Here is a 12610-nt window from a genome sequence, read left to right as displayed (position 1 = left end):
TCAGGCGTGCGGGTGCCCTGGCTCGGCGCCGCCGAACAGGGAGCGGGCCTCGTGCGGCGCCAGGTACGGGATGACGTCGGCGCCCGGCACGAACCGGTGGCTGATCCCGGTGAACGCGTGGGTGCGCATCACCGAGTCCATCACCGTCCGGTCCAGGGTGACGGGCACGAAGACCTGCTCCCCCTTCACCACGGCGGGCCAGTGCTGGTTGCCGATGGCGTGGCCGAGCTCGACGGCGACCCGCACCGCGCCGTCGACGTCGCGGCGCGGCAGGTTCACGAGCATGACCTCACCGACCTCCAGGCGGGCCACGATGATCGACTCGCCGGCCTCGTCGGCCCACAGCACGTCGCCGTCGCGCAGCCGGATGCCGCGGTCCAGGGACAGCGCGATGTCGACGCCGCCGTCGGTAGCCTTGCGGAGCCGGTTCTTCTGCGCCTCCCACTGGTCCAGGTGCAGGACGTCGGTGTTCGCCGGGCGCCACCCGCCGTCGGCGAGGTTGCCGCGGATCTGTTCGACGAGCACGATTCTCCTAGGTGAAGCAGTGCCGTTGCCGGGGCTTCCACCCCGACTCTGCCGCCGCGCCGGGCCGCCGCGCTCACTCGACCGGGGCTATCCGGCTGTCCGGCTGTCCGGCTTCGCGGTGGCTGGCTGGCTTCGCAGTCAGGTGACGGATGGTTTTGTCACACCCGGGGGCTAGTTTCACTGCATGGCGACACTCTCGTACGGCACCGCGTCCGGCCGCTGGGTCCTCACCGCGACGATCCTCGGCTCCGGCATCGCGGCGATCGACGCGACGGTCGTCGGCATCGCGCTGCCGGCGATCGGCCGCTCGTTCGACGCCGACCTCGAGACCTTGCAGTGGGTGGTCACCTCCTACACCCTCGCCCTCGCGGGGTTGCTGCTCATCGCGGGTGCCCTCGGCGACCGCTATGGCCGAAGGAGGGTCTTCCTCATCGGTGTCATCTGGTTCGCGCTGGCGTCGATCCTGTGCGGCGCCGCCCCGGACGCGCCGACCCTCATCGCCGCCCGCGCCCTGCAAGGCGTCGGCGCCGCCCTGCTCACCCCCGGCAGCCTCGCCATCCTGCAGGCGTCGTTCCGCCCCGAGGACCGCAGCCGCGCCATCGGCGCCTGGTCGGGCCTCGGCGGCGTCGCCACCGCGATCGGCCCGTTCGTCGGCGGCTGGCTCGTCGGCGCCGCCTCCTGGCGGCTGATCTTCGCGATCAACGTCCCCATCGCCGTCGCCGTCGTCCTGATCGCCTGGCGGCACGTGCCGGAGTCCCGCGACGCCACCGCCACCGGCCGCGTCGACGTCCTCGGCGGCACCCTCGTGACGCTCGGCCTAGTCGGCCTCACCTACGGCCTCATCGAGATCCTGCCGGCGTTCCTGGTGGTCGGGGCGCTGTTCCTGGCTGCGTTCGTGTGGTGGGAGCGGCGCACCGCCCACCCGATGCTGCCGCTGGACCTGTTCGCCTCACCCCAGTTCAGCGCCACCAACGTCGTCACGTTCGTCATCTACGGCGCCATCGGCGGCGCCCTGTTCCTCCTGCCGATCCAGCTGCAGCAGGTCGCCGGCTACAGCCCGCTGGAGGCAGGCGTCTCCCTGCTGCCGATCACCGTCATCATGCTGCTGCTGTCCGCCCGCTCCGGTGCTCTGGCCGCCCGCATCGGCCCCCGCCTGCAGATGAGCGCCGGCCCCGTCCTCGTCGGCGTCGGGATGGCCCTGTTCACCCGCGTCACCGCGTCGGGCTCCTATCTGACCGAGGTCCTGCCCGCCGTCACGGTCCTCGGCCTGGGCCTCGCCACGACCGTCGCCCCGCTGACCGCCACCGCGCTGTCCTCCGCCCGCTCCAGCCATGCCGGCATGGCCTCCGCCGTCAACAACGACGTCGCCCGCGCCGCCGGCCTCATCGCCGTCGCCGTCCTGCCGGCCGCCGCGGGCATCACCGGCGCCGCGTATCTGGACCCGGGCGAGTTCTCCGCCGGCTTCCACACGGCCGTGCTGATCTGCGCCGGCCTCTGCCTGGTCGCCGGCGCGCTCGCGGCCGTGATGATCCGCAACCCACCGACGCCGCCGGCCGCCCTTCCCGCCGCGCCGGAGAAGCCGTGGCTGCACTGCGCCGTCGACGCTCCCCCGCCGGCCCTCACCCCGCACACTGCCGGCACCCCGCACGTTGCCGGGAAATGATCACGGCGGGGCGTCGACCGGCGCGCCCCGCGGCATGGACGGCCGTCATCCAGCCGGCGCGTCCGAGGTGAGCAGGCCGCGCAGGACGCTGCGGACGGTGCGTTCGAAGAGGTCGGGTGCGTCGCCGGCCGGGGGCGCGGGGTTGGTGAAGGCCGCGGTCAGGTGGGGGTGCGCCGCCGGGTCGACCAGGGCGAAGAGCTGCATGGCCACGGCCTGCTTCTGCGCCATGGCCTGCGGGTCGTCCACCGGCGAGTTCATCGGGGTCGGCGTGGAGAACAGGGACACGACCCCGGTCAGCACGGCGACCGCCTCCATCTTCGCGCTCGCCGCACTCGGCAGCGGCGCCATGATGGCCAGGCAACGTTCGAAGTAGTTGATGGTCTGCGGGCCGAATGCGCCCGCGCGGCGGGTGGCCTCGGTGAGCCACGGGTGGCGGCGATACAGGGCCAGCTGCTCCCGGGCGACGCCGACCAGGCCGTCGAGCCAGTCGCCGGTGAGCGGGCCGTCGAGGGACAGCTCGCCCAGGGCCGCGTCGACCATGAGGTCGAGCAGGTCGTCGCGGGAGGACAGGTACCGGTACAGCGAGCCGGCGCCGGTGTCCAGCGCCGCCGCGACGGCGCGCATCGAGACGGCGGGAAGGCCGCCCTGATCGGCCAGTGCCGTCGCGGCGGCCACGATCTCGGCTCGGCTGTGCTGTGGGACCGGACCCCGGGACCGGCGGTCGGGCCGGGTCCAGATCGATTCCCGGGCTGCTCCGGACATGCCGCCAAGCATAAATCGCAAACGCCGTTCGCAGTTAGGGACTCGCGCGGCCGGCCGGGTGCGATACGTTTCGACCTGTGGAGATCCGACTCGTTGCGCACGACCCGGCCTGGGGCGGCCGGTTCACCGAGGAGGCCGCAGCGATCCGCGCGGCCATCGGGCCGTGGCTCACCGGCGGCGTCGAGCACGTGGGCAGCACCGCCGTGCCCGGGCTGGCCGCGAAACCGGTCATCGACATCATGGCCGGCGTCGCCGACCTCGACGCGTCGCGGGACTGCATCGAGGCGCTGGCCGGGCTCGGCTACCTGTACGCGCCCTACCGCACCGACGTCATGCACTGGTTCTGCAAGCCCGACCCCGCCGCCCGCACCCATCACCTCCACCTGGTCCCGACCGGCTCGCCCCGCTGGCACCAGGTCCTGTCCTTCCGCGACCTGTTGCGCCGCGACCCGGCGGCGGCCGCCGAGTACGCGACGCTGAAGCGCACCCTGGCGGCCCGCTTCCCCGACGACCGCGAGGCGTACACCGACGGCAAGGCGGAGCTGATCACCCGCCTGCTCGCCGGCGGCGGGAGCCCGCAGACGCCATGACCGTCCGGTCGGGATGCCGCACATGAGCCGGACCTGGAGCGGCGGTGCCGGCCCGGCGTCGGCCGCGTCATCGCAGGGGTGGAGGCGCTGGCGGTCGGAAAATCTGTCGGAGCCACCCGGTAACATCGCTGGCGTCGGTCGAAAATCCTAGCCAAAGGTGCGCGGCAACCATGCTCGACATCGAGTTGATTCGCAAGGACCGGGCCTCTGTCGAGGCCGCCCTGTCCAAGAGGCTCGAGCCGTCCGAGGTGTCCCGCGCGCTGAGTGCCATCGCCGACCTGGACAAGGCTCGCCGTGAGCTCATCGGCGACATCGACGCGGAGCGGGCCCGCCGCAAGGAGGAGGCCCGCGCCTTCGGCGCCGCGAAGGCGGCCGGCCAGGCCGTCGAGCCGACCACCCGCGACGCGAAGGCCGCGCTGCAGGAGCTCGAGGAGCGCCTCGCCGCCGTGCAGGAGCAGCTCAACACCGTGATGAGCGAGCTGCCAAACCTGCCCGCCGACGACGTCGTGGGCGGCGGCAAGGAAGCCAACGTCGTCGTGAAGGTCTTCGGCGAAGCACCGAAGATCGACAACGTCCGCGACCACGTGACCCTCGCCAACGAGCTGGGCCTCGTGGACTTCGAGCGCGGCGTCAAGCTCGGCGGTTCCGGCTTCTGGATCTACACGGGCTGGGGCGCCCGCCTCGAGTGGGCCCTGGTCAACTGGTTCATCGACCGGCACTTCGCCGCCGGCTACCAGTTCATGCTGCCGCCGCACCTGCTGCTCGACTCGGCCGGCTATGCCGCGGGCCAGTTCCCGAAGTTCTACGACGACGTGTTCCACATCGCCACCGACGGCGACGAGCGCGGCCGGTTCCTGCTGCCGACGTCGGAGACCGCGATCCTCGGCGCTTACCAGAACGAGATCTTCGAGACCGGCGACCTGCCGCACAAGGCGTATGCCTACACACCCTGCTACCGCAGCGAGAAGGCCGGCTCGCACTCCGACGAGCGCGGGACCGTGCGCGGCCACCAGTTCAACAAGGTCGAGATCTTCCAGTTCACCACCCCCGAGGACGGCGAGAAGACCCTCGAGGAGATGGTCGACTACGCCGAGGACCTGGTGAGCTCGCTCGGCCTGCACTTCCGGCGGTCCCTGCTGGCCGCCGGCGACTCCAGCGCCTCGATGCGCAAGACCATCGACATCGAGGTGTGGATGCCGAGCACCGGCAAATACAAGGAGGTGTCGTCGGTGTCCTGGGCCGGCGACTACCAGGCCCGCCGCGCCGGCATCCGCTACCGGGTGCCGGGCTCGAAGAACAACCGCTTCGTGCACACGCTCAACGGCTCGGCCCTGGCGACCAGCCGCATCTTCCCGGCCATCCTCGAGCAGTTCCAGCAGGAGGACGGCTCGGTGCTCGTGCCCGAGGTGCTGCGGGACAAGGTCGGCACCGACCGGATCGTGAAGCCCACCAAGCGCAAGTGACCCACACCCGGTCGTAGGTCAGTCCGGCCAGCCACTCACCTGGCCGGACTGCCATTCCCGCGGACCGGAGCCGGGCATCGCGGCAGGCGCTGCCGGGTGCGGGCACGATTCCACGCTCGAACACGGTCCCGAATGCTCTACCTCGACGAACCACGGGAGCGGCGAGCATTGCCTGCTGCGTGAGGGTGAAGTCCGCAGTTGCTCGTCAAGTGATGCGAGCGTCAATTACCGAACATCTGAAGCAAGTGCTGTTCGATTTTCGTCTCCAACGTCTTGCAGCCGCGAGGCGTATAGTCGTAAATAAGGACCCGGCGGTGTCGAAGATCGAACGGAATGTCGTCGAGGGACTGTGATATCAACAGGACCGGCACATCCAGGGCATGAGCGATTCCCACCTCATAAAATACGTTTGGGTTTCGCTCCGTCAGATCAGCTATCACCACTCTTGCCTTCTGGATTGCCGCCAGAACGTCGGCCATGACGACATTGGAGCCGAACATGTCGTCGCCCCGGACGCATTCGAAGCCGCACTTGGACTCGACGACCGGTTTGATGAAGTCTTCGTAGACAATTTGTAGATCATCCGGACCGAACGGCATGATCATGAATGCAGTCGGCCTCGCTTCCGGTCCGGAGCGGGGTCCGGGGTCGACCGCCTCGATCTTGGCCCGAAGGAGGTCGATCTCAGCACGAAGTGCAGCGAGATCTGCGCCAGGATTGAGTTCGCCTGGCGCCCCCAGGTCCGTCACTTCGGGCCTCCGAGCAACTCCGCAACCCTCTGTGGAAGGTCGGATTCTGCGACTCTCAGGTATTGAAGATGACGGAGAGGGCCTTGCGGCTCTCCCTCGAGAAGGACCGGCAATATTCGCTTGTTGCTCTCAAATGCGAGGAGGAGCTCCTGCTGGCACCAGCGAGAAGCGAAGTAGCTCGGTGACATCATCGCGATTACCGCGTGGGAGTTCTCGATCGCGGCGCGGAGCAGATCCGAGAAGTTTTCGCCCGGTACGATAACGGAGTCGAACCAGACGTGGAACCCGAGTTCTTGCAGGCGTTGCACCAGACGCATCACTATGGCGGAATCCGCCGAAGAATAGCTGACGAACACGGCTCGGCCGGCAGGAGCACCTGGCTGTGATGCCGCTGCCGAACCAGGTCGCTCGCTGCCTGCGGGCGAAGCGTCTGTTCCCATTGTGCAACCCTACATTCATCATAGTCTTCTCGGCACGAGAGCGCGGCGGGTCCGCAGCATCACGAGCCGGCGCGGATCAGTAGTGAGCGAGGATCTGTGTGACTGAGTGGCCGAGGAGATCAGCAACTCGGGCGAGCTCGACGGCGTCGAGTTCTTCCTGGGGTCGAGTGGGGTTCATGGCACTGAGTTCGAACCGCGCGAAGCCAATCGGCTCCTCGTAGTGCAAACTGTCCAGTTCGATAGCTGCCCTGCAACAGGGAACTGTCACGTCCAGGTGATCGAAGCTCAAACTGCCGTTCTGCCTGACCAGGTCGCCCAGCCAGTCCATCGCGATGTCCCCGTCGCAATGCGGGCAGGTGATCCGCGTGGTGTACATGCCGGCATCGATCAGGGTCACCCGGTCATAGAACGTGCCCTCCACGCGCTCGACAGCGTCGCCTGGACCTGAGAGCACGCTTGTCACATATGCCGCGACGGATGCGGCGGCGGTAGGCGTAGGCTGCCAGTCCCGATCGGTCGGTATCAGACGGATGTAGGTGTCGCTCACAGCCTCAGCCTGCCTGGCGCCGCAGACCCGCGGTGTGCCGGGCCCGGTCGACGCACTCAGCCGCCGGCGTGACACAACCCGGTGGACCGCTGTTCGACCGCGACCAGTAATCCACCGGGTTGATTGCTCTGCCTCTTCTGCAGGCGAACGAAATCAGCGGGTGGGCTAGAGCAGTTCGCGGAGGGCTTCGACCAGGAGCCAGGCGCCGAACAGGGCGAACAGCGCCGCCGCGCCGTACTTGATGGTGCGTTCCGGGAGGCGCTTGCCGAGCATGCGGCCGAGCAGGATGGCGAGGGCGTCGGCGGCGACCATGCCGATCGTGGAGCCGAGCCAGGTGCCGAACCAGCCGTGCTGGGTGGCGAGGGTGATCGTGGCGAGCATCGTCTTGTCGCCGAGTTCGGCCAGGAAGAAGGCCACGCCGACGGCGAGGATCGCGGAGCGGGTGGTGGGCTGGGAGGCCTTGTCGCGTTCGGCGTCGGTGAGGGAGTCGCCGCGCAGGGTCCAGGCGCCGAAGGCGAAGAACGCAACGGCCGCGACGAGGGAGATCCAGGCGGTGGGGAGAGCCGCGCCGAGACCGTACCCGACGGCGACCGACACGAGGTGCACGAGGGCGGTGGCGACGGTGATGCCGATGAGGACCGGCACGGGCTTGAACCTGGTGGCGAACGTCAGCGCCATCAGCTGGGACTTGTCGCCAAGCTCGGCGACGAAGATGACGCCGAAGCTGATCGCGAGGGCAGCGAGGAAACCGCTCATGTGCAGTGAGGAACCTTCCCGGTGGACCGGGAGGAGGGCACGGACGACCTCGACCCGGCTTGTTCAGCCTGAGTCGAAGGTCTCGTCCGCCCCGGAACCCCGACCGCGGACGGCCGGAAGAACAGAGGCCGCGTGGCCGGGGACGCGAGCGCCCCAGTATGTCGACCACGCAGTTGGAGGACTACTCCCCTTCGCGCACCGCCAGCGTACCCGAGAACCCGCTCAACGAGCGCAACGCCCGCACGTGCCGAAGATCTCAAGGGTGTGGCTGACGTCGGTGAAGCCGTGCTCCTCGCCGATCCGGTCGGCCCAGCGCTCGACCGCCGGGCCGAGGACCTCGACGGTGCGGCCGCAGCCGCGGCACACCAGGTGATGGTGGTGACGGTCGCTGCAGCGGCGGTACCGGGTGTCGCTGCCGGGGACCTGCATGACGTCGATCTCGTTGGTCTCGGCGAGCAGCTGCAGCGTCCGGTAGACCGTGGTGAGGCCGACGTTGGCGCCGCGTTCGCGCAGCATGACGTGCAGCTCCTGCGCGCTGTGGAACCCGTCGACGTTGCTGAGCAGCGTCATCACGGCGTCGCGCTGCCGGGTGTTGCGCCGGGCGGGGTGCTGCTCCACGTCGTTCACGAGTCGAAGCCTAAGTCGTTCACCCGGAAAAGCTTAGCGTGACCTCACCAAACCAGCGCCGGTAGCGCCGCGCCGGCGCCTCCGTACGTCATACGGAGGTAGGCGGTACGGTGCGGTCGTGGACATCAGCCTTGAGGTCGACGACGAGGAATCCCTGCGGATGCTGTACCGCTGGCTCCGCGACGACGAGATCCGCCGGACCGTGCCGGTGACCCTGGCCCCGACGCCGCCGCGCCCGGGCGAGATGGGCGCGGCGTTCGAGGTGATCAGCGCCGTGGTCAGCAACGGGATCGCGCTCGGCGGCCTGCTGGTCGCGGTGGCGTCGTGGCGCGGCTCGCGGCCCCGGGCGCCGCGGGTCCGCATCCGGCACGGCGGCACGGTGGTGGAGCTGGACGGCTCCCCCGACGAGATCCGCCGCGTCGTCGACGCCCTCGACCCGCCGCGCCCCGCAACCGAGCCAGCGCCCGACACCGACCCTGTGGCCGGGCCCGACGCGGAGCCGCGACCCGACCCGGCGCCGGATCCCACGCCGGGCGCGTAGGCGTGCGTGCCTCGCGGCTCATCTCGCTCGTGCTGCTGCTGCAGGCCGGCGGCACCGTCACCGCCGGTGAGCTGGCCGAGGCCCTGGAAGTGTCCGAGCGCACCATCTACCGCGACGTCCTCGCCCTGTCCGCCGCCGGCGTGCCCGTCTACGCCGAACAGGGCCGCGCCGGCGGGTACCGGCTGCTGGACGGCTACCGCACGAAGCTCAACGGTCTCAGCCGCGCCGAGGCGGAGGCGCTGTTCCTGTCGGGGCTGCCCGGCCCGGCCCGCGACATGGGCCTCGGCGACGTGCTCGCCGTCGCGGAGCTGAAGGTCGCCGCGGCGCTGCCGGCGCCGATCCGGGACGCGGCAGGCCGGGCCCGGCAACGCTTCCACCTCGACGTGCCTGGCTGGTTCGAGGACCCGGCGCTGCCGCCGCCGTGGCTGGCCGAGCTGGCCCGCGCCGTCTGGGACGACCGGGTGGTGCGGCTGCGGTACGAGCGGCGCGAGGTCGTCACCCGGACCGTCGAACCGTACGGCCTGGTGCTCAAGAACGGCGCCTGGTACCTCGTCGGGCGGATCAGCAAGAGCGACGACCTGCGCGTGTACCGGGTCGACCGGATCACCGACCTGGCCGTGGAGGCGGCGGCGTTCACCCGCGACCCGGCGTTCGACCTGGCGGCGTTCTGGGCGGTCCGCGCCGACGAGTTCGTCCGGCGGGTTCTCGACGAACAGGTCACGATCCGGGTCACGCCGACCGGCCTGCGGCAGCTGCGGTACGCGGTCGAGTCCCTCGCCGTGCGCGAGGCGGTGCACCACCCGGCCGACGAGCAGGGCCGGGTGGTGCTGCAACTGCCGGTCGAGTCAGTAGAGGTTGCCTATACCCAGTTGCTGCGGCTCGGCCCGGAGGTCGAGGTGCTCGCCCCAGCGCCGCTGCGCGACCTCATGCGCGCGGCGGCGCAGCGAATGCGCGACCTCTACCGATAGTGCGCGTACCGATAGTGCGCGCTGATGCGCGACCTCTACCCGTAGCCGGTCGCGTCGGCCACGCGACCTCTACCGGTAGCCGGTGGCGTCGGCCGGCTTCCCCGGCTCGTGGACCTCGCGGAAGTACCGCCACCAGTCGGGCCGGCTGCCGTCGACGTCGGTGAACCCGTACACCCCCGACAGCTGCCCGCTGGACAGCGACTGCCCGTTCCACCGGGCGACGTCCGGGTCGGCGGCGAGCGCGGCGACGGCCCGCCCCAGGTACGCCGGGGTCTCGGAGATCACGAAGTGCGGCTCCTTCGCGGTGGCGTCGAGCCAGTTCTCCTCGGTCACGCCGAAGTGCTCGAGCATCACCTCCGAGCGCAGCCAGCCGGGCGTGATCGCGACCGCCGTCGCGCCGTGCGGCTTGAGCTCGTGCGCCTGCGCGAACGCCAGCCGCAGCACGGACATCTTCGCCAGGTCGTAGAAGAACGACACCCGGTAGTTGTCGGCGTTGTACTCCAGGGTCCCGTCGGTCACCTCGACCACCAGCCCACCGGGGTTGCGGATCAGCAGCGGCAGCGCGGCGTGGCTGGTGATGATGTGCGTGTCGATGGCGAGGCGCAGGATGTGCAGCCCCGTGTCGAGGGAGTCCTCCCACAGCGGCTTGTCCCAGGTGAACAGCCCTTCGGCGCCCCAGATGTCGTTGACGAGCAGGTCGAGCCGGCCCTGCTCGGCGTCGATGCGGGCGACGAGGTCCCGCACCTGCTCCGGCACCAGGTGGTCGACCTGCACGCCGATCCCGACGCCGCCGGCCGCCGTGACGAGCTCCGCGGTCTCCTCGATCGTCTCCGGCCGCGCCATCTCCGACTGTTGCTGCCGGGTGGTGCGGCCGGTCGCGTACACCGTGGCGCCGGCCGCACCCAACTGCACCGCGATCTGCCGGCCCGCGCCCCTCGTGGCCCCGGCGACCAGCGCGACCTTGCCCTTCAGTGATGTGTTCATGCCGTTGACCGTGTCAGCAAAACCTGACAACCCGTGTCCGACTTTCCTACCGGGTCTTGCCGTCGACGCGGGGGCGCCGGGCACCCTCGACGGCGACGCAGATGCCGTAGACCTTCGCGTGCCCGGTCCAGCCGTTTATCCGGCCCCGGTTGTTGCTGATCTGCACCCGCCCGCCCGCCGCGTCGACCGCGGACACCAGGTGCAGGTAGACCGTCCCGGCGACCTTGGCCAGGACGATGTCGCCGACCTCGACCTTCGCCGGGTCGACCGGGCTGACCGTGACCAGCTCCCGGCTGCGCACCAGCGGCACCATCGAGGACCCGCTGGGCCGGAACCGCACCGTCGCGCCGCCGGCGACCCGCGCGGCGACCATGTCCAGAGCTCCCATCGTGCCCGCGAGCATGCGCCCCCGCGCGGCGCGGTGTCGAGCGAGAATGGCAGGGGTGAGCGTCGAGATCCGTGGTCCCGCTGTCCCTGGTGTACTGGCCGCGCCCCTCGCCGTGGCCGCCTGCGCGACCGCGGCGGTGACGATGTGCCTGGAGGCCGCCGCGGACCTGGCCGGCGCGCGGACCGGCCGCCGGCCCGCGGTCGCCCTCGACACCGCCCACGTCGCCGCGGCGGTGCGCAGCGAGGCGCTGCTGCGGGGCCCTGACGGGCGCGGCATCGAGGGGTTCGCCCCGTTGTCGCGGCTGTGGCCGGCCGCCGACGGCTGGGTCCGCACCCACGCCAACTATCCGTGGCACCGCGCCGCGCTCCTGGCCGCCCTGGGCACGGACGAGGACGGCGTGGCCGGTGCGATCGCGGCCCGGCCCGCTTCGGACGTCGAGCGCCTGGTGTACGCCGCGGGCGGCCTCGCCGTCGCCTGCCGCCGCCCGGACGACTGGCTGGACGAGTGGCTGGACGGGCCAGCGGCCGAAGCGGGCGGGGCGTCGGGCGGCGTGCCGGGCGGCGTGCCGGGCGGGGCATCGGGCGGTGCATCGGGCGGTGCGCTGCCGGGTCCGCTGGTGCGCACCACGCCGCTCGGTGCGGCACCTGGTGGCCGGGCCCTTCCGGCCGCCTCCGGTCGCCAGACGCCCCCGGCCGCTTCCGGACGCCAAGCGCCGCCAGCTGCCTCTGGTGGCCAGGTGCCTCCGGCGGCCTCTGGTGGCCGGGTGCCTCCGGCGGCCTCTGGTGGCCAGGTGCTTCCGGCGGCCGGGATCCGGGTGCTCGATCTGACCCGGGTCATCGCCGGCCCGGTCGGCACCCGGATGCTCGGCGCGCTCGGCGCCGACGTCCTGCGCATCGACGACCCCGGCCGGCCCGAGCTGCCGCTGCACGCGGTCGACGGGGTCGTCGGCAAGGCCAGCACCACCCTGGACGCCGGCACCGCCGCGGGGCTGGAGACGCTGCACCGCCTGCTCGACACCGCCGACGTGCTCGTCACCGGCTACCGCCCCGGTGCCCTGCGCCGGTTCGGCCTGGACCCGGACCAGGTCGCCGACCGGCACCCCGGCACCGTCGTGGTCACGCTGTCCGCGTGGGGCACCACCGGCCCGTGGGGCGCCCGGCGCGGCTTCGACAGCCTGGTCCAGGTCGCGACCGGCATCGGCTGGCTCACCAGGGACGCCACCGGCCGCCCCGGTGCCCTGCCGTGCCAGCTGCTCGACCACGCGTCCGGGTACCTCGCCGCCGCCGGAGCTCTCGCCGCTCTCGCGGCACGGGAACGCACCGGCGCCGCCGCCCACGTCGAGGTGTCCCTGGCCCGGACCGCCCGGTGGCTGCTCGAGACTCCCCTCGACCCGTCGCCCCCGGTGGACACCCCGACGGCGCCGTTCCTGGTCCCGCTCGGCGCGGGCTGGACCGGTGTCAGCCCGCCCGGCACGATCGACGGCACCCCACTGACCTGGCCGCACCTGCCGCCCGCCTACGGCAACGCACCCGCCGCCTGGCGCTGAACCCGCCACCACCGAGCCGCCTCGACCACCAAGCCGCCTCGACCACCAGGCCGCCTCCACG

The 12610-nt window shown here is 71.3% G+C and carries 15 protein-coding genes; 6 read left to right on the top strand and 9 right to left on the bottom strand.

Translation table 11 applies throughout. The features are described 5' to 3' along the window. Entirely contained in the window at positions 1–525 is a 525-nt protein-coding gene (gene ureE, locus AB0K00_RS05110) for an urease accessory protein UreE (RefSeq protein WP_363515545.1), read from the bottom strand. Between the two features lie 184 nt (positions 526–709). On the opposite strand from ureE, the gene AB0K00_RS05105 reads away from it, so the two are divergent. After that, positions 710–2188: an MFS transporter gene (locus tag AB0K00_RS05105; RefSeq protein WP_363515542.1), complete on the top strand. Its 1479-nt coding sequence runs from the start codon at positions 710–712 to the stop codon at positions 2186–2188. Between the two features lie 45 nt (positions 2189–2233). On the opposite strand, the gene AB0K00_RS05100 is transcribed toward AB0K00_RS05105, so the two are convergent. Then, positions 2234–2950, bottom strand: a complete 717-nt coding sequence (locus AB0K00_RS05100; protein WP_363515539.1) for a TetR/AcrR family transcriptional regulator — start codon at positions 2948–2950, stop codon at positions 2234–2236. Positions 2951–3027: 77 nt separating this feature from the next. Here AB0K00_RS05100 and AB0K00_RS05095 point away from each other — a divergent pair, with 77 nt between their 5' ends. Then, entirely contained in the window at positions 3028–3540 is a 513-nt protein-coding gene (locus AB0K00_RS05095) for a GrpB family protein (protein WP_363515536.1), read from the top strand. A gap of 170 nt (positions 3541–3710) precedes the next feature. Further along, positions 3711–5003 carry a serine--tRNA ligase gene (serS, locus tag AB0K00_RS05090; RefSeq protein ID WP_363515533.1) on the top strand — a complete coding sequence of 431 codons (1293 nt, stop codon included), beginning with the start codon at positions 3711–3713 and terminating at the stop codon, positions 5001–5003. Between the two features lie 221 nt (positions 5004–5224). Here serS and AB0K00_RS05085 read toward each other — a convergent pair whose 3' ends face one another. The 5 genes from AB0K00_RS05085 to AB0K00_RS05065 all read right to left on the bottom strand — a co-directional run bounded on the left by AB0K00_RS05085 (position 5225) and on the right by AB0K00_RS05065 (position 8122). Then, positions 5225–5752 carry a hypothetical protein gene (locus tag AB0K00_RS05085; protein WP_363515530.1) on the bottom strand — a complete coding sequence of 176 codons (528 nt, stop codon included), beginning with the start codon at positions 5750–5752 and terminating at the stop codon, positions 5225–5227. Further along, complete coding sequence (locus AB0K00_RS05080; protein WP_363515527.1) at positions 5749–6192, bottom strand: toll/interleukin-1 receptor domain-containing protein; 444 nt, start codon at positions 6190–6192, stop codon at positions 5749–5751. Before AB0K00_RS05080 ends, AB0K00_RS05085 begins: the two co-directional genes overlap by 4 nt. A 76-nt stretch (positions 6193–6268) precedes the next feature. Beyond that, entirely contained in the window at positions 6269–6739 is a 471-nt protein-coding gene (locus AB0K00_RS05075) for a hypothetical protein (protein WP_363515524.1), read from the bottom strand. A 165-nt stretch (positions 6740–6904) separates the two neighbouring features. Beyond that, a complete protein-coding gene (locus AB0K00_RS05070) occupies positions 6905–7495 on the bottom strand; it encodes a TMEM165/GDT1 family protein (RefSeq protein ID WP_363515522.1) in 591 nt (196 codons plus the stop codon). A 222-nt stretch (positions 7496–7717) separates the two neighbouring features. Further along, positions 7718–8122 carry a transcriptional repressor gene (locus AB0K00_RS05065; protein WP_033358852.1) on the bottom strand — a complete coding sequence of 135 codons (405 nt, stop codon included), beginning with the start codon at positions 8120–8122 and terminating at the stop codon, positions 7718–7720. A 118-nt stretch (positions 8123–8240) separates the two neighbouring features. Between AB0K00_RS05065 and AB0K00_RS05060 the strand changes: the two genes are divergently transcribed. Together AB0K00_RS05060 and AB0K00_RS05055 are read left to right on the top strand one after the other, a co-directional pair. Beyond that, the gene (locus AB0K00_RS05060; RefSeq protein WP_363515519.1) at positions 8241–8663 is read left to right on the top strand and encodes a hypothetical protein; all 423 of its coding nucleotides are present in this window, start codon (positions 8241–8243) and stop codon (positions 8661–8663) included. Positions 8664–8665: 2 nt separating this feature from the next. Beyond that, positions 8666–9631, top strand: a complete 966-nt coding sequence (locus tag AB0K00_RS05055; RefSeq protein WP_363515516.1) for a YafY family protein — start codon at positions 8666–8668, stop codon at positions 9629–9631. 69 nt (positions 9632–9700) lie between these two features. Here the strand turns inward: AB0K00_RS05055 and AB0K00_RS05050 are convergent, their stop codons facing one another. Beyond that, on the bottom strand, positions 9701–10615 hold the full coding sequence (locus tag AB0K00_RS05050; RefSeq protein ID WP_363515513.1) for an SDR family oxidoreductase: 915 nt from the start codon (positions 10613–10615) through the stop codon (positions 9701–9703). Positions 10616–10661: 46 nt separating this feature from the next. Next, positions 10662–11003, bottom strand: a complete 342-nt coding sequence (locus AB0K00_RS05045) for a hypothetical protein (RefSeq protein WP_363515510.1) — start codon at positions 11001–11003, stop codon at positions 10662–10664. A 55-nt stretch (positions 11004–11058) separates the two neighbouring features. Between AB0K00_RS05045 and AB0K00_RS05040 the strand changes: the two genes are divergently transcribed. Beyond that, the gene (locus AB0K00_RS05040) at positions 11059–12549 is read left to right on the top strand and encodes a CoA transferase (protein ID WP_363515508.1); all 1491 of its coding nucleotides are present in this window, start codon (positions 11059–11061) and stop codon (positions 12547–12549) included. Positions 12550–12610 lie beyond the last annotated feature (61 nt).

The sequence above is a fragment of the Dactylosporangium sp. NPDC049525 genome, from assembly GCF_040676755.1.
Taxonomy (GTDB): domain Bacteria; phylum Actinomycetota; class Actinomycetes; order Mycobacteriales; family Micromonosporaceae; genus Dactylosporangium.
This window is presented reverse-complemented; position numbering and strand designations above follow the sequence as displayed.